We start from the raw sequence: 22,445 nt of genomic DNA on the forward strand, positions 1-22,445 counted from the left end.
GTCTAGTTGGCGGACGGCTGTGCGGTGCCGCGGTCGAGCTTGCTCAACCTGGTTTGCAGCGTGGAGAAGTCCGCATCGTTGCGCAGGGAAGGACGCTGGCGCAGGGCATCGTCCAGTACTGCCTGGGCCTCCTGGGCTCGATGATGGTCGGCCAGATAGGTCCCTAGTTGCACGATATACGCAGGGTCGGCGTTTTCCAGCCTCACCACGATCTGCCATTGCTGCAGAGCGAGGTTCTGGTCCTGCAAGGCATTGGCGGCCAGTTCGGCATACTGGACATGCAGGCTGACGCGTTGTGGATTGCGGGCTATGGCAACCTCGTAGGTCTTCGCAAGCTGGCCGGCGTCGATGCCCGGGTTGGCGGTCAGCCGCTGGTCGGTCAGGTTGTAGAGCACGCGATAGTTTTCCGCGTTGGGAGCCTGTGTTTGCAGCTTGGACTGCAGTCGGGACCACCAGATGGCGGGGTCCGGGCTTTGATTCGGATGAAGGGCGGTTTGAATTATCAATGCTTCTTCAGGCAGGGCGGTTGTCTGTGGCAGGGCGCTTGCCCGTGCCAGTTCCTTGAAGCCCAGGCCATAGAGCTGATTGCCTGGATCGTCTCCCGACATCGCGATATAGCGACGGGCCAGATCAAGAGCGGCGCGGCTTGAATTGGGAGCGGCTTGCGCCAACGACACCGCCAGTTGCAGAGGCCTGCCCCAGGTGGCGGCGCGCAGTGTGGTCAGGAAGCACAGGTTTGCGATGAAAATGCATGCCATCGCGGCCGGCAGTCGAGAATGTGTGCGCTGTGCGAGCAGCCAGACGAGATCGGCGACAGCCATCGCTATGCCGAGAAGTGCAGGATAGTTGCGATGTTCGAAAACCAGCTCCAGCGGCAATGGGCTGCTGGTTATCGCATGCGCGACCAGGAACCAGCCGATGCCAAGGGCCAGCAGCGGCCGTCTTTTTCGCATGGCTGCCGCCAGTGCAAGCAAGCCGAGCAATACCAGGGCGCCTAGCAGCGTGCTAATCGGATGCAGCAGGCCAGTGGAAGCCTGGTAATCGTCATAATAAAAATGCAGCTGGCTGGGCAACGGCAGCAGAATCCAGCCCAGATATTGGCAAAGTATGCGTAGCTGGCTGAGCTCTCTTTGTGACGCATCAAAATTGCGCCCGGCGTAATACGCGGGAGATGCGTAATGAGGGACGAGATAAATCGCCAGCACCAGCACGGCGCACGCTGCACCAATGCCGTAGCAAAGCTTCCAGGCGCGTTCAAGCGCGCGGTTTTGTGCCTGGAATTGAAAGACGAGCAGCTCCAGCAACAAGGCATAGCCAGGGACCAGCACGATGGTTTCTTTGGCGCCATAACCGACGACGATCAGCGCCACACTGAGCAGCAGCCATGGCCACGCGCGCTGTCCGCGCATTTGGCGATCGCGTGCATGCCAGTACGCCAGCAATGACAGCAGAGTAAAGGTGAAGCCCATCAGCTCCATGCGCTGCACGACGTACATCACCGCCGAAACCTGCAGGGGATGTACGGCCCACGCGACGGCAATGCCGGCGGCCCAATAATTCAGCTGCGCAGGTGCCGGTGCGTCGCTTTGCCAACAGCGCTGCAGCAGCCGATGAGTCAGCGACAGAACCAGCAGTGCATTGACAAGGTGAATGACAAGATTGGTCGCCTTGAAGCCGAACGTGCCGCTTCCGCAGGCATAGTTCAATGCGAACGTGAAGATCGTGAGCGGACGCTGGACGTTGATTTCAGACCAGGCCCAGAGCGCTTTCCAGGCTTGCCAATGCCAGCTTGAGATATGTGCCGCAGGATTCTCGGCGAAGATGGGGTAATCATCAAAAATGAAGCCGCCCGACAGGGCTGGCCAGTACACCAGTGCCGTGAGCACACACAGCCCGGCTATCAGCAGCACGTTGTTCTTGTTGAGCGCGTTTGAAGGCTGCATCAGGTACGGAATTCTTTGCTGTAAGGGGGCCAGATAGTCAAAGGCCGCCTTGCGGCGGCCTTTGGATAGCACAGTAGAGCGAGCTATTACTGGCAGCTGGCCGGAGCGTACTGGCTGGCCACCGAGGCCGAACAGGACCACGAACCCGAGGAGTTGCGGAGCCACACGATCGTGCTGCCCGAAACCTTGGTATTGGCATGGTTGCCGAGCGTAGCGGTGATCGACGGGGTGGTGCTGCTCCAGGCCACGGTCGGCTTGTCCGGGCTCAGGATGTCCGACGAGGAGCTGGTGTTTACGCAGCTGCCCGAGCCGAACACGGTGATGCCGTTGTTCAAGCAGTCTTCCACGGCGGTCTTCAGATCGCCGGCTTCACCCATGGCGCGGGTGACCTGCGAACGGATCACGTAGGTCTGGTACTGCGGGATGGCGATAGCCGCCAGGATGGCGATGATCGCGACCACGATCATCAGTTCGATCAGGGTAAAGCCCTTCTGCGTGCTCTTCATGATGGTTCCTCTGTTTAGGTCGAAATGACCGTTTTTGTCGCCCCCTGCGCCCCGCCCGGGTCCCGTATGGCTACGGGGCCGGCCCCAACACGAGGTCAGGAACAATCAGGAAGCTCTTGGTACTGGTAGCACTATATATGCCATTCCTCCTGCCCTTTATTGCCGGTGCGGCGGGAGGTGACGGGATTGTGCATAGTGTCTCAGTCCCCAACAAGCTCCGAATCAGGCCAATTGGGTGGAATTGTGGACTCCGTCGAGGAGAACTGCGGAGATTGGACGCAGCAGGTCAGGGTGTGACGCTTTTGGTCACTGCACATTGGGTCAGTCCGATACGGTGCAGTCGGCCGGCAGCACATTGCTAGGTATGGAAGAGGTGGTGCATAGCCACGCCCCGCTGGTCGTTCGCTGCCAGTTGATGTATCCGCCATTGATCAGGGTGGAAGAATTGACCAGCTGGCATTGGATCACTCCTTCCCCGCTGGTGGGGGCTTGGGCGCTGATATTGCAGCGGGGGGTGGTGCTTGGAAGGCTGAGGTTATCCACCTGCTCGTAGCTGTTGTTGGTTTCCACTCCGTTGTCGACCAGCAACTCGTAGGCGGTGCGGCCCGGATTGATGTCCGCCAGGGCGGCGGTGAGCTGCGAGCGGGCCACATAGATCTGATATTGCGGAATGGCGATGGCTGCCAGGATCGCGATGATCGCTACCACAATCATCAACTCGATCAAGGTAAAGCCAGCGTTGGACCGTTGGCGTGACATGGTTGGTTTCCCCCTAGTGTTAGCCATAGCGCCGCAGGTTCTGTGCCAAGGACTGGACGGGAATGTGATAGGTTGCTCGATTCCAAGGGCCCGCACTGGGAATGTATTGCCGGAGACGGCACGCATTTGCGTGCGCCGATGATCCTGCTTACCGTCAGCAGCCTTGCCTCGCTATCTCAAGGAGCTCTTATGAAACCCCTGTTTGCCGCATTGATGCTTGCGCTGACATTGCCTGCGATGGCGGATACGCCCAGCGGCGTGGCGTTGGAAAGCAGCGCACCGCATGCGTTCAATGTGCACGACCTGGTGATGATGGAGCGCGTCAGCGACCCGCAGCTGTCGCCGGATGGGCAGGTGGCCGCCTACGGCTTGCGCAGCACTGACTATGCGGCCAACAAGGGCGTCAATGCGCTTTATGTGCAGGATCTGCAGAGCAGCGCCACGCAACCGATCAAGCTGGTGGCAAAGGGTGCTTCCTCGCCGCGCTGGTCAGCGGATGGCCGCAGCCTCTACTACCTGGCGCAGGCCGGCGATACCGCGCAGCTATGGCGAATCGATTTTCCGGCCGGCAAGCATGGCCTGAATCTGAGCGGGGCATCTGCGCCGGTGCAGGTCAGTCACGGAGCGTTGGATATTGACGCCTACAAGCTCTCGCCCGACGGCAAGAGCGTGCTGCTTTCTTATGCGGTATTCACCGACTGCAATGACCTGGCGTGTACCAAGGAGCGTCTCGATGGACGCACCAAGGACAAGGCGTCCGGCACGCTCTACAGCCGCCTGTTCGTACGGCATTGGGATACCTGGTCCGACGGACGCCGCAGCCAGCTCTACATCGCTCGTTTCGGTGCCGACGGCAGCCTCCCGGTCGAAGCCACGCTGCTGAGCCGCGGTATCGACGGCGACGTCCCCAGCAAGCCCTTTGGCGACGATAGTGAATTCGCTTTCTCGCCCGATGGCATCACGGTGTATTTCGACGCACGCATCGCGGGCAACAGCGAGCCCTGGTCGACCAATTTCGATGTGTTCAAAGTGTCTGCGGATGGTGCTTCAGCGCCGCAGGATCTCACTGCATCAAACAAGGCCTGGGATGCTTTCCCGGTACCTTCGCCCGATGACAAGACGCTGTACTACCTCGCTATGAAAACACCGGCTTTCGAGGCCGATCGCTTCGCCATCATGGCCATGGATCTTGCGACGGGTAACACGCGCGAAGTGGATCCGGGCTGGGACCGCTCAGCCGGCGGCATGCAGATCAGTGCGGACGGCAAAACCTTGTATGTCACCGCCGATGACGAAGGCCAGCACCCGCTGTTCGCGGTCGACGTGGTGAGCGGCAAAGTGGACAAGCTAGTCGATACCGGGGCCGTCGGCGCCTACGTGCTCGCCAACAAGCGGATCCTGCTTTCCCGCGACGATCTCAAGCATCCTGCCGATCTGTACACGCTGGGCACGGATGGTGGCAGTCTGAAGCAGGTCACCCATTTCAATACCGCGCGCCTGAAGAATGCGCGGATGGGCGATGTGCAGTTCTTCACCTTTCAGGGCTGGCACAACGAAACCGTGCAGGGTTACGTAGTAAAGCCGGTGGATTACAAAGCGGGCCACAAGTATCCGGTCGCCTTCATCATTCATGGCGGTCCGCAGGGCGCGATGAACAATGACTGGAGCTATCGCTGGAATCCTCAGACGTATGCAGGGCAGGGCTTTGCCGTCGTCACCATCAACTTCCATGGTTCCACAGGTTATGGTCAGGCCTTTACCGATTCGATCTCCGGTGACTGGGGCGGCAAGCCATTGGATGACCTCAAGCTCGGCTGGCAGGCCGCGCTGGACAAGTATCATTTTCTTGACGGCAATCGTGCCTGCGCACTCGGAGCCAGCTACGGCGGCTACATGACCTACTGGATTGCTGGCGTATGGAACCAGCCGTGGAAATGCCTGGTCGACCACGACGGCGTATTCGATGCGCGCATGATGTACTACGCCACCGACGAACTATGGTTCGAAGAGCATGAAAACGGGGGCACCCAGTTCGACGCGCCGGAGAACTACGAGAAATTCAATCCGATCAATCATGTGAAGGATTGGCGCGTGCCGATGCTGGTGGTTCACTCCGGCGACGATTTCCGTATTCCGATTACGCAGGGCCTGGGTGCGTTCACGGCACTGCAGCGCCAGGGCATTCCCAGTGAATTGCTCACCTTCCCGGACGAAAATCACTGGGTGTTGAAGCCGCAGAACAGTGTCCTGTGGCATGAAACAGTGAATGCCTGGTTGAAGAAATGGACGGCCGAAGACGGGGCTGCGCCGACTCATTGAGTTTCAGTTTGAAATGGGCCCTGCCAAGTCGTCGACCTGGCAGGGCTGCATGGCCTGAATGCGACTACGCGCTTATGGCTGTGCCGACGAGGCCTTTTTACGCGCCTCAATATCCTTCAGCAGCTTTTGTACCGTCACGTCTTTGGGGGCGATGGCCAGGGCTTTGTGCGCCATGTCCTCGGCGGTATCGAGCCGGTTCTCTTTGAGCAGCAGACTGGCGCTGAGCCCGTAGTAGGTCTGCATGATCTCATTGTTTTTGTCGACCAGCGACGACCTTGCCGCCCGGTATAGCGCCTTGTTTGCGCGTGGCAGATCGTCATTCTCCAAGGCAAGTTCCGCAATATGAATCATGCAGCCGATGCAGGGGGCGGGATCGGCCAGGACGCTGTCGGCAAAAACGGTCAGGTCCGCAAAATCCTTCTCTCTGACATAGGCATTGATCAGGTCGGCCTTCGCCTCGGGAGCGTGCGGATGCATGGAAATCGCCCAGCGCCAGAGGTTGATGTCGTTCGACCACATGGGCAGGAATGCACGAATGGTCACGATGGAGAAACTCAGCCATAGGAAGGCCACAATCATGATTGCCGGCACTGCACGGCGCTTGAGCAGCCCGGTCGGCGCGCCAGGAAGGCGCAATAAAGGAAGCATCGCGCAGAGAACCGCAACGGCTGCGGTGGCATAGCGCTCATGGTAAAGGCTGCGCTCGAAATGTCCGGGTATGACCTGCAGCACCGGCAGCAGTGCTGCGGTGACGCCCATGATCACGTAACCCCACGGCGACGAGCGCCTGATGCATAGATAGAGCCCGGCGATGAAGGTGCCCACGGCCAGCGTGGTTTGGGTAACGGACGCAGTGGTGGCGATCGTAAAGGATTGAATGTTGAAGGGATGAATCGGATTCATCCCGTCGACGGGCCAGAAAATGATTTTCCAGTAATGAAAGTAGATGTAGCCGATGACCTGCAGTCTGGCCAGCATCGAAATGGGAAAACCCTCGAGACCGTTGGTAAGGCTTCCCAGAGCCCAGCGGCGGAAAATGAGATAAGCGACACCCGCGACAAGGACGCCGGCGTAAGTTGGCCAATTTCTGCTGAGAAGAGCGCCGAGCGTCGCAGTCCGGCCATCTTTTCGAGCGTGATTGACCACCAGCCAATCGAACAAGACCAGCAACAGCGGGAAGGAGATGGCTGATTCTTTGGTGCATGCGGCCAAGAAAAAGAGCAAGGAAACCAAGGCCGCGCGTCCCCACCTGTGCTGAATGCGTAGATTTGCAATCAATCCGAGCAGGGTCAGCATGGTCATGACGAGGTCGAACTGGCAGCCGATCCAGCTGACTGTTTCGATCAGCGCCGGATGCAAGCCATAGAGTGCCATGCACAGCGCGCTGCCCCAGGTCCTGAACTTCGGGCTGCGATCGCCAAGCGTGGCGCAGTGCCAGGCCAGCTTGCCCACGAGCGCGACATTGACGAGATGGATCATGAGCGAAATGACATGCATGGGAGCAGGTGTGCTGTCGAATGCACGCACCTGCAGCATGAAAAGCACTAAGCTCAGCGGCCTGAAATAGTAGGCCCAGCTGTTGAAATCCTTAAGGATATAGTGCTTCCAGTTGTCGCCCCGGGTTAGCCAGGGCGTGTCATGGAAGCTCTGCCAGTCGTCCCAGACAAAGCTGGCGTGAACTACCGGCCAGTACACGATGGCAATAGCAGCAACGACGATGCCGGCCAGAACATATGGCAGCCAGCGGGATGCCGAGGACGTTGCTTGCAGCGATAAAAAGGATTGCTGCAGCGAGCGGAATTTTTCCCTTTGCAAAAAATCGTTCATGGCGAAAACGGTGGCCCCTGTTTCTATCGTTGCGGCGTCAGGATCTGAGCATCCAGATCCAAATCCCCTGCGCCATTTTCATGCCAGATGACTGGCGCGGCCAACTGGCCGCTCGCCGCGCCTTCTTTGTTCGGGAAGGCTGCCCCTGTGCCGGGCATTATCCGGGTTTATGCCGCTGGCCGACGCAGGGTCCAGGGCCTTACAGCCACCGCGAGCGCTTGAGTGCGAAGTAGATCACGCCGACCACGCAGGCCACCACCACCATGATGGTCGGATAGGCCCAGGGCTGGTTCAGCTCCGGCATATGCGTGAAATTCATCCCATACCAACTGGTGATCAAAGTAGGGGCGGCCAGCATGGCGGCCCAGCCGGCCAGCTTTTTCATCACCTCGTTCTGGCCGAAGGTGACCAGGGAGAGGTTGACGTTGATCGCGGCGGCGAGCATTTCGCGCATGGCGCCGATGGATTCGTTGACGCGGAAGACGTGATCGTAGACGTCGCGGAAGTAGGCGCGCAGTTCGTCGGGAATCAATTCGGGATGCAGGCGCACCAGCTGGTTGACCACGTCCTGCATCGGTGCCGCCGCCAGGCGCAGCGTCATCAGGTCGCGCTGCATGTCGTAAAGCCGGCGCACGGTGTCGCGGTTGAAGGTGTCGGTGAAAATGTCTTTTTCGAGAGTCTGCAGTTCTTCGCGGAACTCGCGCACGATCGGCAGCAGGTTGTCGACGATGTAGTCGAATACGCCGTACAGACCGTAGCTGGGGCCATGGGCTAGCAGCTCGGGAGTCTTTTCGCAGGTGTGGCGTGCGGGCGTGTAGGACAGCGATGCGCCGTGCCGGATGGTGATCAGGTAGCGCTTGCCCAGAAAGATATGGGTTTCGCCGAAGGCGATATGTCCCTGGATCAGCTGGGCGGTCTGCACCACGATGAAGAGCGAATCGCCATAGGTCTCGACCTTGGTGCGCTGGTGCGCCTGCTGTGCGTCTTCGATGGCCAGGTCGTGCAGATCGAATTCTTCCTGCAGCTTCAGCAGCAGGGAGTCGTCGGGCTCATGCAGGCCGACCCAGACAAAGGTGTCGGTTTCCTTCAATACTTCGCTGATGTCGTCGATCTGGATATCGCGCAGTCGCGTACCGTCGTTTCGATAGGCGACGCAATTGACCACCATCGAGGTATGCGGCTGGTCCGTGATGTCGTTGAAGGGCGCCATGCGTCGGTGATCCTACGAGTCGGAAGTGCTGATGGTGTGAATGCTCAGGTGTGCCGGTTATGTCTCAAGGTCCACGCCAGGGCCAGCCAGCACGGCAGGGCAAACAGGATCCACGGCTGATTTTGCTGCACGGTACCGGGCAGCAGGTGCAGCAGCAGCGCGATCAGCAGGGCCACCAATTGCAGCACCAGCGCACCGTTGGCGTAAGGCGAGAGCTGCATGCCGCGGCGGGCGCGCCACAGCGGGCGCAGCCAGATGAAGGCGAGCGGGTTGAACAGCAGCAGGTTGGCATTGGCCCAGGCCGAATGATGTTCGGTGAGTGTCCACAGCAGCAGCATCAGCACGCCTGCCAGGCCGGCAAGCAGCAGGAACAGGTTGCCTAGCACCGCGTAAATCAGCGTGGCGCGCCGCCATGCCAGCAGCAGGATGCCGGCGATCAGCAGGCCGGCAATGCCCAGCGGTATGCGCAGGTCCGGCGCCGCGGCCGGCGGTACGGACAAGCGGTTGGGTGACAGCAGATCTTCGCTTTGCACCAGTGGCTGCGTGCCGCCGCGGCCGTCGGCGATGGTCACGTTGCGCAGGCTCTTTTGCAGTTCTTCCGGCAGGAAGCTTTCCTGCCAGGCGTTGAGCGGATGGTCGGCGTAGGGCCCCAGGCCCAGGTCGAGGATCAGCATCAGCCAGGGCTGCGCACTCATCAGGCGCACGGTTTGCTGGCGATACGTCATGCTGCCGGGCAATGAGGTCAGGCGCGTCTTGATGATGCCGCCGAGCGCCCGGTCCAGTGCGTCGCGTACGCGCGTGGTGCAGTTGTCGATGTAGTAGTCGTAGTTGTAGCCGGCGTTTTCAGGGCGCAGGTTCCAGAACAGAAAGTCGCGCAGGGCGGCGGCTTGGGCCGGCGTGAGATTGATGCGCTGCCTGGTGACCGAGCGGCCGGCCTCTTTGTAGAAGTTTTCTTCGTCGGTAGTGGGCTCGGCGTCGATCAGGTAGTGCATGCGGCCGCGCGCAAAGTTGAGGAAGAAGTTCTTTTCTTCGAAGCTGAAGACGCCGTAGTTGAAATCCACTTCCTCACCGCTGACGGTGTCGCGCAGTTCGATGGCGTCGTGGCCGAAGCGCTCCCAGTAGATCTCGCCGGGGCCGTAGGTGATCAGGGAGACTTCGAGGTTTGCTCCTGGTGCATCGCCGACATCGGCCCGGGCGGTGATGCACGCGCTGCACAGGATCAGGGCAAAGGTCAGCAGCAGGCGGCTGGCGAGCGTCATGGGTGGAACCGTCGGCAAGGGAGTGCGTAGCTTATCGGGAACGGCTGGCGGGATTTTGGTGCTGGCCATTGGCAGTCGGGGCAAGCGCGGCTGCTCCCCCGGCCCTCTCCCTCGAAGGGAGAGGGTGAACATCGGGGAGGCTAGCGGCGCACCACGCGGAACTGCTGGACACGCCGGTCATCCGCCTGGGTGACGTGAAATTCGAAGTCGCCGATGGCGATCTGCTCGCCCACTTCCGGCAGATGGCCGAATTCGGAGGTGGCCATGCCGCCGATGGTGTCGAATTCTTCATCGGAAAAGTGGGCGCCGATTTCTTCGTTGAAGTCTGCGATCGGGGTAAGCGCGTTCACGATCCACTCGCCCTCGGCCTGGGCCAGCATCAGTTCGGGCTCTTCCTCGTCATCGTGCTCGTCGTCGATTTCGCCGACGATTTCTTCCAGCACGTCTTCGATGGTGATCAGGCCGGCCACGCCGCCGTATTCGTCCACTACCAGCGCCATGTGGTTGCGGCTGCGGCGGAACTCGGCCAGCAGCACGTTCAGGCGCATGGATTCGGGAATCAATACCGCCGGGCGCAGGATCGAGCGGAGATCGAAATCGTGCCCGTTGCCGAAGTACTTCAGCAGATCTTTGGCGAGCAGGATGCCGAGAATGTCGTCCTTGTCTTCGCCATGCACCGGAAAGCGCGAGTGCCCGGATTCGACCACAGCGGCGAGGATATCGGGCAGCGGGGAGTCGACATCGATCATGACGATCTGTACGCGGGGCACCATCACGTCGTCGACGTTGAGCTCGGTGACTCGCAGCGCGCCTTCCAGCATGGGAAGGGTGTCGGCGCTAAGCAGGCCATTGGCCTGGGCGGTGCGCAACTCGTCGATCAGTTCTTCGCGGTTGCGGGGCTCGCCGGAAAACAGATGGCCCAGTCGATCCCACCATTTTCGGTGGACCGGGCCGCTGGTACTGCCAGGGTCCTCGTTCATTACTCTTGAAAGTGCTGCCCGGAGTCGGGCGGAAGGCCGAGTCTAGCGGAAAAATCGTGACGATTCAGGAACAAGGCCCGGCGTAGCCGGCGGCAAGCCTGCGATCCGCGCTATCACGGGGCGTTACGGGCGCTGGCCAGCGGGCTGCCGGTGAAGGGGTTCCAGCCTTTGGCGGCCAGAGCGGCCCACGCGGTCGCGCCAAGGTGCGGCAGGTGGTAGTAGAAGAAATCGGCATAGGTAGAAGTGGGGCCGATCGCAAAGTCGGTGGCGATACGTGCCTGTGGCGTGGCGTAGAGCATGCCGTTGCCGCTGTTCTGTGCGACAAGCAGCTGCCATAGCGTATCCGGCACCGGCTTGCCGCTGGCTTGCATGGCCGCGGCGGCCTGCGCGCTGCCTTCGGTCCACACGCCGTCGGGATGGCGGCGATAGCCATAGCCGTTGCCGCGCTGATGCTGCGAGTCGACCCAGATCCATACCTGGTCCCAGGCGGCCGGATGCGGATGGAAGACGAGTAGCGGCCAGAGCTGGGCATCCAGGCCCGATTTGTCGCGCTCGAGCGTTTTGCCGTCGTCCAGTGTGCCGACCAGGAAGCGATGCTGCGTGGCGTCCCACATCGATTGCACGAAACTGCTCGCCACCTTGGCCTGCTGCGCAAGCGCCGGATCGTGGGTTTCGCGGCCCGCCCAGAGATCCGCGGCGTAGACATCGAGATTGTGTTCGGTGGCTTTCCAGTGCTGCACACGCTGTGCGTTGTCGTAGCCGAAGTAGCCGCCTTCGTAGGCAGCCGGTGCGCTCCCGGCGACATGCGCCTGGATCCAGTGTAGTTGCGCCACGGCGGCGTCCAGATAGCGCCGGTCGTGGCTGCGGTCGTAGACGGTCAGCCATAGCAGGGCGGCCCAGGCGACATTGCCGGTGGCAGTGCCGACTTGATAAGGATCCTGGCTCCAGTAGTTGCCACGGCTCTGCCAGTAGCCCGGGAGCTGGATCTTGTCGCCCTCGATGGCGTCGCTGCGATAGGCGTTGCGCAGACGGCCATCCTTGAAGCCGGGATCATGCGCGGCGGCCAGCAGCAGTGCATCGGCAATGCGTCTTGCCTGGGCCGGTTCGCCGCACGCCGTCAGGGCCATGCCGGCCAGTGCGTTGTCGTAGACGAAGGCCACATTTTCCAGCGCACGGTTGGCGTCGTCCTGGCCTTGCAGGCTGGGATAGCTGGGCAGCAGCATCGGCCCGTCGCCGGGGATGGCGATGGCGGCCGCGTGCAATGCGGCGCAGCTGCTGGTGGCCAATTGTTCGCGCGGGGCATCGGCAGCGCTCGCCGTGGCGAGCATGCAAGCCAGTCCCATGCCTGCGAGCAGGCGCCAGCGTGTGCGCATGCGGATCTCCGTCAGCAGTAGCTAGTGGTCGTGCTCGGCGGCGTAAGGATCGTCAATGCCGAGTTTGGCGAGGATGCGTCTTTCCAAGGCCTCCATCGCTTCGGCTTCGGCATCTTCCATATGATCGTAGCCAAGCAGGTGCAAGACGCCGTGTACGGTCATATGTGCCCAGTGATGCGCGGCCGGCTTGCCTTGTTCGGCCGCCTCGCGCGCCACCACCGGCGCGCAGATCGCCAGGTCGCCGATCAGCGGCAGCGATACGCCGGGCGGCAGTTCCGCAGGGAACGACAGCACATTGGTGGCGTAGTCCTTGCCACGGTAATCGCGATTGAGGCTGCGTCCTCCGCGCGTGCCGACAATGCGAATGGCCAGTTCCGCCGCCCTGCGCCGCTTGGCGCCAGCGAGTGCCGCATCGACCCAGCGGCGGAAGCTGAGTGCAGACGGCAATCCCTTGCGGTCGACGCCATAGCTGATGTGCACCAGGTGCGCACTGCCGGACAGTTTATTTTGCGCCATCGCCGGGCTTCCCTTCGTCGGCGTTTTCGAACGCTTCATAGGCGCGCACGATTTTCGCGACCAGCGGATGACGCACCACGTCGCGCGAGGTGAAGAAGGTGAAGCTGATACCGTCCACGCCGCGCAGCACTTCGATCGCATGGCGCAGGCCGGAGCGCACATGCCGGGGCAGGTCGACCTGGCTGACATCGCCAGTGATCACCGCCACCGAGCCGAAGCCGATGCGGGTCAGGAACATCTTCATCTGCTCGACCGTGGTGTTCTGCGCTTCGTCGAGAATCACGTAGGAATCGTTGAGCGTGCGGCCGCGCATATAGGCCAGCGGCGCGATCTCGATCACGTTGCGCTCGATCAGCTTGGCCACTTTCTCGAAGCCGAGCATTTCATACAGGGCGTCGTACAGCGGGCGCAGATAGGGATCGACCTTCTGCGACAGATCGCCGGGCAGGAAGCCGAGTTTTTCGCCGGCTTCCACCGCCGGGCGCACCAGCAGCAGGCGCTGCACGCGGTTGGCTTCCAGGGCTTCCACTGCGCTGGCCACGGCCAGGTAGGTTTTGCCGGTGCCGGCGGGGCCGACGCCGAAGTTGATGTCATGCGTGGTGATGGCATGCAGATAGCGCGCCTGGTTCGGACCGCGGCCCTTGATCACGCCGCGCTTCACCTTGATCACTACTTCCTGTGCAGCCTCGGCGGCTTCATCGGTGATCGCATCGATCCCCGATTCGGCCAGGTGCAGATTGATCTTGGCGCCGTTGAGCGATTCGTTTTCGGTGCCGGCGTAGAGTGCTTTGAGCACTTTTTCGCCGGCGCGGGTGGCGCCTTCTTCGCCGATCACCTGGAACAGGTTGCCGCGGTGATCGATTTCCACGCCCAGGCGCAGCTCGATCTGGCGCAGATGTTCGTCGAACGGGCCGCACAGGTTGGCGAGCCGGGCATTGTCTTCCGGATCGAGGGAGAAATCGCGTTGGTTCAGGCCGTTGGTCATAGCTGTGGATGTATCACGTAAAGGTTGGTCGGCTCGTGCACGGCGTGGCGGAACGCGGCAGGCACATGGCCGGAAAGGGTGAAACATCGGCGCTGCGATAAGCGCATGGTGCTGGCATGGAACATCAGTACGTCACCCCGGCAAAAGCCTGGGCCCAGCGTCTTTGCCGCGAGAAAGTCACGGGGTTCCGGCCTTCGCCGGGATGACGAGGAGGGCTGGGCCGCCGCCAAAATTGCCAGGCTGGCGCATTAGCGCATCGATATATGGCACTCGTCGGACGACAGCATCTGGGCTTGCGGCGTCGGTGCTCATGCGGCTTCAGGCGGCTTGGCTGTCCGTGCTGCCGATCCGTCCGCGCAGCGAGTTGGTCATCGCTTCGGTGATCACTACGTCCACGAACTGGCCGATCAGCCGGGTCGGGCCGGGGAAGTTCACGTAGCGCATGTTCTCGGTACGGCCGGTGAGCTCGTTTGGATTCTTCTTGCTGGGTTTTTCCACCAGCACGCGCTGCACGGTGCCGACCATATCCTGATTGATCTTCTTCGCGTTCTCGTTGAGCACGGCTTGCAGCTTGGCCAGGCGCTCGCTCTTCACTGCGGCGGGAGTGTCGTCGGCGAGGTTGGCTGCCGGGGTGCCGGGGCGCGAGGAGAAAATGAAGGAGAAGCTCTGGTCGAAGCCGATGTCGTCGATCAGCTTCATGGTCTTGGCGAAGTCCTCGTCCGTCTCGCCGGGGAAACCGACAATGAAATCCGAGGAAATACAGATATCCGGACGCACGGCGCGCAGCTTGCGGATTTTCTGCTTGAACTCCAGCGCCGTGTAGCCGCGCTTCATCGCGGCCAGGATGCGGTCCGAGCCGGCCTGCACCGGCAGGTGCAGGAAGTTGGCCAGCTTGGGCACGTTGGCGTAGGCCTCGATCAGCGAGTCGGAGAACTCCAGCGGATGCGAGGTGGTGAAGCGGATGCGGCCGATGCCGTCGAGCTGCGCAATGGCATGGATCAGCACCGCCAGGTCGGCCGTGCCACCGTCATGCGTGGGGCCGCGATAGGCATTGACGTTCTGCCCCAGCAGGATCACCTCGCGTACGCCCTGGTCGGCCAGCTGCGCCACTTCCACGATCACGTCGTCGAACGGGCGGCTGATTTCCTCGCCGCGGGTGTAGGGCACCACGCAGTAGGAGCAATACTTGGAGCAGCCTTCCATGATCGAGACGAAGGCGGTGGGACCTTCGGCGCGCGGCTCGGGCAGGCGGTCGAATTTCTCGATCTCGGGGAAGCTGATGTCCACCTGCGGCTTGCCGGTGGCGCGCTTGGCCTCGATCAGGGCGGGCAGGCGGTGCAAGGTCTGCGGGCCGAACACCAGGTCCACGTACGGGGCGCGCTTGATGATCGCCTCGCCTTCCTGCGAGGCCACGCAGCCGCCCACGCCGATCAGCACCGGCTTCCCGCCCTGCTTGTATTCCTTCCAGCGGCCGAGCTGGCTGAAGACCTTTTCCTGGGCCTTTTCGCGGATCGAGCAGGTATTGACCAGGATCACGTCGGCTTCCGACTCGTCCTGGGTCAGCTCCAGGCCATGCGACGCCTTCAGCACGTCGGCCATCTTGGCCGAGTCGTACTCGTTCATCTGGCAGCCGTGGGTCTTGATGAAAAGCTTGCCGCTCATGGCGTTGGGTACCGTGGGATCGAAAGGCCGCGCGCGGTTGGCGCCGGACCGGGCATTTTACTAGCCCGGTCGCCACCCCGCCACTGACAGCAATCGGCGGATCAAGCACTTGCGGGCATGTCCTGGCGCACGAATTGCGCTATTCGGGCTTGGCGCGGGCCGGATGTGGGGGCACACTGCCGCCATGTTTGCTGCCGTACGCCAAGGGGGAGGCGCCGGCTCCCGGGCAGATCGCCTCCCCATGCTGATGCTGATCCTGTTTCGGGCGGTGGTCGGCTGCCTTCTGTTCATGGCTGTGCTGGGCGGCATGCCAGCCCATGCCGGGGTGCTTTACCGCTGCGCGGGGGCGCAGGGCGAGGTGGTCTTCAGCAGCACGGCGGCGGGCTACCACGAGTGCAAGCAGGTGGCCTCATTCGCCGCGCCGGCAACGCACAGTGCCCATCCGGCCAAGGAAGTGGCTTCGCTGGCCTGGGTCACTGGCTGGGCCGAGACCAGTGCGCAGCCGATCGCGCCGATCGTGGTGTCGCTGGCCGGGGTGCAGGGCGGCGTGGAAACCACGGCGCGCGCCGCGCCGGCTATTTCGCCGTTCGGCGGCAGGCCGGGGCAGTGGACCTATAACGAATCGCACGAGACGCTGCCGCCGGCGCTGGCCGGCACCGACATGCAGGACTCGCCGGACAACCGCGTGCTGCGCGGCGCGGTGTATCGCATCGTGCATCGCGATGGCAGCGTGGAGTACACCAATATCCAGCCGGCCGGGTCGCTGGCCAGCAACGTCACGCGGCTTTTCACCTATATCGCCACCTGCATGGCGTGCAACCTGCGCTCGCCGATCAACTGGGGCACGGTGCACCTGGATCTCACCGACTATGCCGACGTGATCCACAACGCCAGCCTGGAATCGGGCGTGGACGAGGCGCTGATTCGCGCGATCATTCATGCGGAGAGCGCGTTCAATCCGCGCGCCATGTCGCTGAAGGGGGCGCAGGGATTGATGCAGTTGATGCCGGGCACGGCCAACAACATGGGCGTGCTGGATGCGTTCGATCCTTCGCAGAACATCCGCGGCGGTGCGCGCTACCTGAGCCTGTTGCTGAAGAACTTCAACGGCGATGTGCGGCTAACTGCCGCAGCCTATAACGCCGGACCCGGCGCGGTGCAGCACTACAACGGCGTACCGCCCTATGCCGAAACGCAGGTGTATGTGCAGCGCGTGGGCGAATTGCTGCAGCGTTACAACAAGGCGCTGCATCCGGCGCCCGCCTCGGCCAGTCTCTAGGCTCAGCTATTGCCGTTGGCGGCGGACGCCGCGGTCGGTGCCTGCGGCGGACGCTGGCTGACGGTCAGCAGCACATGAAAGGGCACGCCGTTGCGCAGGCCCGATACCTGGACCTTGCTGCCCGGCTTGAGCGCGGCCTCGTGCCGGCTGAGGTCGGCCGGATCGCGGATGTCCTCGTCGCCCAGCTGCAGCAGGATGTCGTGCAACTGCAGGCCGGCCAGCGCGGCCGGGCCATTGGGATAGATATCCGTGACTTGCGCGCCGCGTGCGGCAGCGGGCAGGCCGCTGTCCGCCGCCACCGGCACGAAGCCGTAGTCGGCGCCCAGCCAGCCGCGGATCACGTGGCCGGTTGCGATTAATTGTCGCAGTACGTTGGTAGCGGTATCGACAGGAATGGCAAAACCGATACCTTCGGCATTTGCCGCCTTGCCGATCAATAACGTGTTGATGCCGACCAGATCGCCATTGCTATTCACCAGCGCGCCGCCGGAGTTGCCGAGGTTGATGGCGGCGTCGGTCTGGATGAAATCTTCCGGGCTGCTGTTGCTCAGCTGGCGGCCGATCGCGCTGATGATGCCCATGGTCACGGTCTGGTTCAGGCCCAGGGGATTGCCGATCGCCAGCACCACATCGCCCACGCGCAGCTTTTTGGCGTCGGCCATCTGGATCACCGGCAGATTGCTGGCGTCGATCAGCTTCAGGACGGCCAGGTCGGTTTCCTCGTCCGCGCCGACCAGCTTGGCCTTGGCCACGCGACCGTCGTACAGCAGTACCTGGATGTCGTCGGCGTTGGCGATCACATGATTATTGGTGAGCACATAACCTTCGGGGTTGACGATCACGCCGGAACCGAGGTTTTGTTCTCGCCGCGGCACCGGCGGACCGGCCGGCGTGCCGCCGAACAGCTGCTGCATCAGCGGATCGGTGAACATGCGCACGGCCTGTTCGGTGACGAGTTTGTTGGCGTAGATGTTGACCACCGAGGGCGCCGCCCTGGCCACCGCATCGGCATAGGAAGCCGGCGCATTGACTACCGGGGGCGTTGCGGAAACGGTGGCGGTGCCGGCCGCATGCTGCACCCCGAAACGGGTGCGCAGGCGATCGCCGACGCCAGGCCAGAACAGGCTGATGACGAATGCAAGCGCCAACCCAAGCACTACGAAGCGGGCAATAAAGGCAACGATGCCGGCGGCATGCTTCATGTCGTAGTGCGATCCGTAACCGTTTCTAGGAGTGTGGCAGAGCGACGTGACCGCCCCTGCGGTTTTATTGTAGGGTGCTTGACCTGAGGCTAGACTAACGTGATTTCTGTAAGGTAACGAGGTAACGCGGTTTTTTTGCAGGGGCACGATCCTGGGGCGGTCGGCGAAGCGCAACCTTTTTCGTCCGAATCGGCAGAATCTGGTTTCTGCATTCTCAATGGCATGCAAGTACCGGAGAGCCTGATGGCGAACGAAGTCGTCGATCAAGGCCGCCGCCGTTTTCTCACTACGACAACTGCCGTAGTGGGGGGAGTGGGTGTGGTGGCGGCAGCAGTGCCTTTCATCAAGTCGTGGGAACCCAGTGCAAGAGCGAAGGCGGCCGGAGCTCCGGTCACGCAATCACTCAAGAAGATCGAGCCCGGCCAGCAGCTGATCGTGGCGTGGCGCAGCCTCCCGGTATTCATCGTCAATCGTTCGCCTGCGCAGCTTGCGGCATTGCCCAAGCAGGATCCGCGCCTGGTCGATCCGAAATCGGATGGCGCGTCGGCGCAGCAGCAGCCCAAGTACGCCCAGAACGACACCCGTTCCATCAAGCCCGAATGGCTGGTGATGATCGGCATCTGCACTCACCTCGGCTGCGTGCCCGACTACGTGGCCGAGATGAAGCCCGAGCCGTTCGATCCGAACTGGCAGGGCGGCTACTACTGCCCCTGCCATCACTCGCGCTACGACATGGCAGGCCGCGTCTACCAGGGTGTGCCGGCGCCGAAGAATATGGAGATCCCGCCATATCACTTCGTTGACGACACCACGGTGCAGATCGGCGTAGATCCGCAGGGGGCAGCGTAATGGCCAACGTCTTCTCCACTATCGGCGACTGGGTTACCGAGCGCGCACCGGGTTTGATGCCGGTGTATCGCAAGCACATGACCGAGTACTACGCGCCGAAGAATTTCAATCTCTGGTACTACTTCGGTTCGCTGGCCCTGCTGGTGCTGGTCAACCAGATCGTCACCGGCATCTTCCTCACCATGAACTACGATCCGAGCGCCACCGGTGCGTTCGATTCGGTGCAGTACATCATGCGTGACGTGGAGTGGGGCTGGCTGATCCGCTACATGCACTCCACCGGCGCGTCGCTGTTCTTCGTGGTGGTGTATCTGCACATGTTCCGCGGCGTGATGTACGGCTCGTACAAGCAGCCGCGCGAACTGGTGTGGCTGCTCGGCATGCTGATCTTCCTGGTGCTGATGGCCGAAGCCTTCATGGGCTACGTGCTGCCATGGGGCAACATGTCGTTCTGGGGCGCCAAGGTGATCGTGTCCTTGTTCGGCACCATTCCGGTGATCGGCAAGGATCTGGTCGAATGGATCATGGGCGACTTCCTGCCCGCCGACGCCACGCTCAACCGCTTCTTCGCATTACACGTGATCGCGCTGCCGCTGGTGCTGTTGCTGCTGGTAGTGCTGCACCTGGCTGCGCTGCATGAAGTGGGCTCGAACAATCCGGATGGCGTCGACGTCAAGCACGGTCCCAAGGGCAACCGCTGGGATGCGCTCAAGCCGGCCGACGGTATTCCGTTCCATCCGTATTACACGGTGAAGGATCTGGTTGGCGTGGGCCTGTTCCTGGCCATCGCCGCTTTCATCATCTTCTTCCAGCCGACCCTGGGTGGCTGGTTCCTCGAGCATGACAACTCGATCGCCGCCAACAACCTGGTGACGCCGGCGCAGATCAAGCCGGTGTGGTACTTCACCCCGTTCTACGCGATCGTGCGCATGATCCCGTCTGCTTTGGGCACGGCGGTGTGGGGCGTGCTCGGCATGTTCGGCTCGATCGCGCTGCTGTTTGCCTTGCCGTGGATCGACGTGGGCAAGGTGAAATCGATCCGTTACCGCGGCACCGGCTACAAGGCGGCCTTGACCTTGTTCGTGCTGGCCTTCCTCGGACTGGCGATGATCGGCACCGACATGACCGACGAACTGTTCCCGAAACTGTTCGGCCAGGACATCGACATCACCGCCTGGGACAACAATTTCGGCCGCGTGCTGGTGCTGATCTACTTCGGGTTCTTCGTATTCCTGTGGCTGTATACGCATCTTGGTTGGGAAAAGACCAAGCCGGTTCCGGAACGGGTGACGACGCATGATTAAGCGCTACATTCCCTCCTTTGCGTTGGCGCTGGGTCTGCTGCTGGGTACGACGGCGGCGATGGCCGAAGGCCCGGAGCTCGCCTCCGCCGGCAACAACCTGCGCGATACCGCCTCGCTGCAGCGCGGCGCCCACCTGTTCTTCAACTACTGCGTGGGTTGCCACTCACTCAAGTACATGCGCTACCAGCGCATCGCGGACGACCTCGGCCTGACCGAGGACGACGTGATGAACAACTTCAATTTCACCGGCGGCAAGATCGGCGATCCGGTGATCTCGCACATGCCGCCGGAAGATGCGCAGAAGTTCTTCGGCAAGGCGCCGCCGGACCTGTCGCTGGAGGTCTCCGCCAAGGGCGCGGACTGGGTCAACGCCTACCTCAATTCGTTCTACCTGGACCCCAAGAGCCAGATCGGCTGGAACAACCTGGTGCTGCCCAATGCGGCCATGCCGTTCCCGCTGTGGGAGCTGCAAGGCGAGCAGGTGCCGGTGATGGCCGCGGCCAAGCCGGGCGACGATCCGCAGGTGGCCAGCCTGAAGCTGCTGCATCCCGGGCGCCTCACGCCCGAGCAGTACCAGCAGACCACCCGCGACCTGACCAACTTCCTCGAATACGTGTCCGAGCCGGCCGCCCTGCAGCGGCGGCACTACGGCATCTGGGTGGTGTTGTTCCTGCTGGCTTTCACCTTCCTGGCCTATCTGCTAAAGAAGGAATACTGGAAGGACGTCCATTAAAGGGACTTGTGACCGCCGCGTGATGGCGAGGGCCATCCCCGGCGGTCATATGCATGGGGAGATTGTGCATGGTCCAGAACGCTCGTTCGCGGACAGTACTCGCCCTGTACTCCGCTGCCGATGACATCCAATGTCACCGCGTACGGCTGGTGCTGGCAGCTAAGGGAGTCACCTACGATCTGGTCCAGGTCGATCCGGCCAAGCCGCCGGAGGACCTGACCGATCTCAACCCTTACAACAGCCTGCCGACCCTGGTCGATCGCGAGCTCACGCTCTACGACACCTCGGTGGTGTGCGAATACCTGGACGAGCGCTACCCGCATCCGCCCTTGATGCCGATCGATCCACTTTCCCGCGCGCGGCTGCGGCTTGCCTCGGTACGCATCGAACGCGACTGGCTGCCGGAAATCGAGCATATCCGCGCCGGTGGAAAGCCTGCGGATGCCGCCCGCAAGCGGCTGCGCGAGCAACTGCTGAGCGCGCTGCCACTGTTCAAGGCATCCAAGTTTTTCCTCAATCCGGAGATGAGCCTGGTCGACTGCCTGGTCACTCCGGTGATCTGGCGGCTGCCGTCGCTGGGCATCGAACTGGGGCGCGAAGGCAAGCCTATCCTGGATTACGGGGAGCGCCTGTTCCACAGCCAGGGATACGCGCGCAGCCTTACCCCGGAAGAACGGGCGCTGCGGCCTTGACCGGGTCCGGCTGGCGGCGCCTTCTGGACTTCCCTGGGCATTTCAAATTCAATACGCCGGGCCGGGCGCAGCCTTTGCGTCGGTTTTTGGCCCGCCGGCCGCCCACGCAGCATCCACTCAGAGCACCCACCTGGTGACACAGCAGTCCCCCCATGGCATGACTTCCAATCGGCCCTATCTGTTGCGGGCGATCTACGATTGGATCAGCGACAACAACCTCACGCCGTACATGCTGGTGGACGCCACGCGCAGCGGTGTGCGGGTGCCACCGCATGTGATCAAGAACGGGCAGGTAGTGCTGAATCTGGCCATGCGCGCGGTCGCCAACCTGGACCTGGGCAACGAATGGATCAGCTTCCAGGCGCGCTTTTCCGGCGTGAGCCACAGCATCCAGATTCCGGTTCCCGCCGTGCTGGCCCTGTACGCGCAGGAAAACGGGCAGGGCATGATGTTCCCGGCCGAAGAAGAGGATGGCGGCGATCCGCCTTCCGATACCCCGCCGTCACCGCCGGCGCCCGAAACGCCTACCGATGGTGACAAACCGAAGCGCGGCGGTTCGCATTTGCGAGTGGTGAAGTAAGCGCTTCACCGCTGCGCTAACCCAACCTGCGCACGGTTTTTCGCGCTTCAATGCCGGACGTCTCGATCCTCATTGCGCGGCCGGAACGGCAGCACGTTTCCCGCTTGATGGTTGTGCGTGGAAGGTTCCGGCGTATACAGCTCGATAGTCGGCAGAACCAAGGCCGTGAGCACGTTGCCGATCATCCACAAGTGGCCGGCTTCGCGATCGTTGCCGTCGATGCTTACTTCAAAGCTGTAGCGCCGCTCCAGCACGTGCCGTTCGCCCACCCGCTTCAGGCGCAGGCCGCTCAAGCCGACGGTTTCATCCAGCAGCTGCAGCCCATGCTGCTGGCATCGCGTGCGTGCCTCCAGAATGGCCCGGTCGCGCGCACGGCTGAGCGTGAGCCAGGCACCGGCCACGGCCATCAGGATCAGCAGCAAAAGCAGGGTGGCAAGGTCGCCCATGTGCGCAGTGTGTGGGCGGCC

The 22,445-nt window shown here is 62.1% G+C and carries 20 protein-coding genes; 7 read left to right on the forward strand and 13 right to left on the reverse strand.

Going from position 1 to position 22,445, the window contains the following annotated elements; translation table 11 throughout:
- Positions 1-2 precede the first annotated feature (2 nt).
- The 3 genes from IGX34_RS08545 to IGX34_RS08555 all read right to left on the reverse strand — a co-directional run bounded on the left by IGX34_RS08545 (position 3) and on the right by IGX34_RS08555 (position 3,208).
- Positions 3-2,015, reverse strand: a complete 2,013-nt coding sequence (locus IGX34_RS08545) for a tetratricopeptide repeat protein (protein WP_192555303.1) — start codon at positions 2,013-2,015, stop codon at positions 3-5.
- 14 nt (positions 2,016-2,029) lie between these two features.
- Complete coding sequence (locus IGX34_RS08550) at positions 2,030-2,449, reverse strand: pilin (protein WP_192555304.1); 420 nt, start codon at positions 2,447-2,449, stop codon at positions 2,030-2,032.
- A 321-nt stretch (positions 2,450-2,770) separates the two neighbouring features.
- Positions 2,771-3,208 (reverse strand): pilin, encoded by a 438-nt coding sequence (locus tag IGX34_RS08555; RefSeq protein WP_192555305.1) that lies wholly within the window; start codon positions 3,206-3,208, stop codon positions 2,771-2,773.
- Positions 3,209-3,397: 189 nt separating this feature from the next.
- Between IGX34_RS08555 and IGX34_RS08560 the strand changes: the two genes are divergently transcribed.
- A complete protein-coding gene (locus IGX34_RS08560; protein WP_192555306.1) occupies positions 3,398-5,527 on the forward strand; it encodes an alpha/beta hydrolase family protein in 2,130 nt (709 codons plus the stop codon).
- Positions 5,528-5,599: 72 nt separating this feature from the next.
- Here the strand turns inward: IGX34_RS08560 and IGX34_RS08565 are convergent, their stop codons facing one another.
- The 8 genes from IGX34_RS08565 to miaB all read right to left on the reverse strand — a co-directional run bounded on the left by IGX34_RS08565 (position 5,600) and on the right by miaB (position 15,339).
- Positions 5,600-7,354 carry a tetratricopeptide repeat protein gene (locus IGX34_RS08565; protein WP_192555307.1) on the reverse strand — a complete coding sequence of 585 codons (1,755 nt, stop codon included), beginning with the start codon at positions 7,352-7,354 and terminating at the stop codon, positions 5,600-5,602.
- Between the two features lie 199 nt (positions 7,355-7,553).
- Positions 7,554-8,564 (reverse strand): magnesium/cobalt transporter CorA, encoded by a 1,011-nt coding sequence (corA, locus tag IGX34_RS08570; protein WP_225737331.1) that lies wholly within the window; start codon positions 8,562-8,564, stop codon positions 7,554-7,556.
- Between the two features lie 44 nt (positions 8,565-8,608).
- A complete protein-coding gene (locus tag IGX34_RS08575) occupies positions 8,609-9,823 on the reverse strand; it encodes a lipoprotein N-acyltransferase Lnb domain-containing protein (protein WP_192555308.1) in 1,215 nt (404 codons plus the stop codon).
- 140 nt (positions 9,824-9,963) lie between these two features.
- Positions 9,964-10,803, reverse strand: a complete 840-nt coding sequence (locus tag IGX34_RS08580; protein WP_192555309.1) for a CorC family transporter — start codon at positions 10,801-10,803, stop codon at positions 9,964-9,966.
- Positions 10,804-10,916: 113 nt separating this feature from the next.
- Positions 10,917-12,176 (reverse strand): hypothetical protein, encoded by a 1,260-nt coding sequence (locus IGX34_RS08585; protein WP_225737332.1) that lies wholly within the window; start codon positions 12,174-12,176, stop codon positions 10,917-10,919.
- A gap of 21 nt (positions 12,177-12,197) precedes the next feature.
- Positions 12,198-12,692 carry an rRNA maturation RNase YbeY gene (ybeY, locus tag IGX34_RS08590; protein WP_192555310.1) on the reverse strand — a complete coding sequence of 165 codons (495 nt, stop codon included), beginning with the start codon at positions 12,690-12,692 and terminating at the stop codon, positions 12,198-12,200.
- A complete protein-coding gene (locus IGX34_RS08595; protein WP_192555311.1) occupies positions 12,679-13,677 on the reverse strand; it encodes a PhoH family protein in 999 nt (332 codons plus the stop codon). Before IGX34_RS08595 ends, ybeY begins: the two co-directional genes overlap by 14 nt.
- A 318-nt stretch (positions 13,678-13,995) precedes the next feature.
- Positions 13,996-15,339 (reverse strand): tRNA (N6-isopentenyl adenosine(37)-C2)-methylthiotransferase MiaB, encoded by a 1,344-nt coding sequence (gene miaB / locus IGX34_RS08600; RefSeq protein ID WP_192555312.1) that lies wholly within the window; start codon positions 15,337-15,339, stop codon positions 13,996-13,998.
- Positions 15,340-15,580: 241 nt separating this feature from the next.
- Here miaB and IGX34_RS08605 point away from each other — a divergent pair, with 241 nt between their 5' ends.
- The gene (locus IGX34_RS08605; protein ID WP_192555313.1) at positions 15,581-16,618 is read left to right on the forward strand and encodes a lytic transglycosylase domain-containing protein; all 1,038 of its coding nucleotides are present in this window, start codon (positions 15,581-15,583) and stop codon (positions 16,616-16,618) included.
- A gap of 2 nt (positions 16,619-16,620) precedes the next feature.
- Here IGX34_RS08605 and IGX34_RS08610 read toward each other — a convergent pair whose 3' ends face one another.
- Positions 16,621-17,820, reverse strand: a complete 1,200-nt coding sequence (locus IGX34_RS08610; RefSeq protein ID WP_192555314.1) for a S1C family serine protease — start codon at positions 17,818-17,820, stop codon at positions 16,621-16,623.
- Between the two features lie 243 nt (positions 17,821-18,063).
- Here IGX34_RS08610 and petA point away from each other — a divergent pair, with 243 nt between their 5' ends.
- The 5 genes from petA to IGX34_RS08635 all read left to right on the forward strand — a co-directional run bounded on the left by petA (position 18,064) and on the right by IGX34_RS08635 (position 21,978).
- Complete coding sequence (petA, locus tag IGX34_RS08615) at positions 18,064-18,669, forward strand: ubiquinol-cytochrome c reductase iron-sulfur subunit (protein WP_192555315.1); 606 nt, start codon at positions 18,064-18,066, stop codon at positions 18,667-18,669.
- Positions 18,669-19,973, forward strand: coding sequence for a cytochrome b (locus tag IGX34_RS08620; RefSeq protein WP_192555316.1), 1,305 nt, complete (start codon positions 18,669-18,671; stop codon positions 19,971-19,973). The genes petA and IGX34_RS08620 overlap by 1 nt, the downstream gene beginning before the upstream one ends.
- Positions 19,966-20,706 (forward strand): cytochrome c1, encoded by a 741-nt coding sequence (locus IGX34_RS08625; protein WP_192555317.1) that lies wholly within the window; start codon positions 19,966-19,968, stop codon positions 20,704-20,706. The genes IGX34_RS08620 and IGX34_RS08625 overlap by 8 nt, the downstream gene beginning before the upstream one ends.
- A 68-nt stretch (positions 20,707-20,774) precedes the next feature.
- Positions 20,775-21,398, forward strand: a complete 624-nt coding sequence (locus IGX34_RS08630) for a glutathione S-transferase N-terminal domain-containing protein (RefSeq protein WP_192555318.1) — start codon at positions 20,775-20,777, stop codon at positions 21,396-21,398.
- 157 nt (positions 21,399-21,555) lie between these two features.
- On the forward strand, positions 21,556-21,978 hold the full coding sequence (locus tag IGX34_RS08635) for a ClpXP protease specificity-enhancing factor (RefSeq protein ID WP_192555319.1): 423 nt from the start codon (positions 21,556-21,558) through the stop codon (positions 21,976-21,978).
- A 47-nt stretch (positions 21,979-22,025) separates the two neighbouring features.
- Here IGX34_RS08635 and IGX34_RS08640 read toward each other — a convergent pair whose 3' ends face one another.
- Positions 22,026-22,424 (reverse strand): DUF3301 domain-containing protein, encoded by a 399-nt coding sequence (locus tag IGX34_RS08640; protein WP_192555320.1) that lies wholly within the window; start codon positions 22,422-22,424, stop codon positions 22,026-22,028.
- Positions 22,425-22,445 lie beyond the last annotated feature (21 nt).

The organism is Dyella acidiphila, from assembly GCF_014863405.1.
GTDB lineage: Bacteria > Pseudomonadota > Gammaproteobacteria > Xanthomonadales > Rhodanobacteraceae > Dyella_B > Dyella_B acidiphila.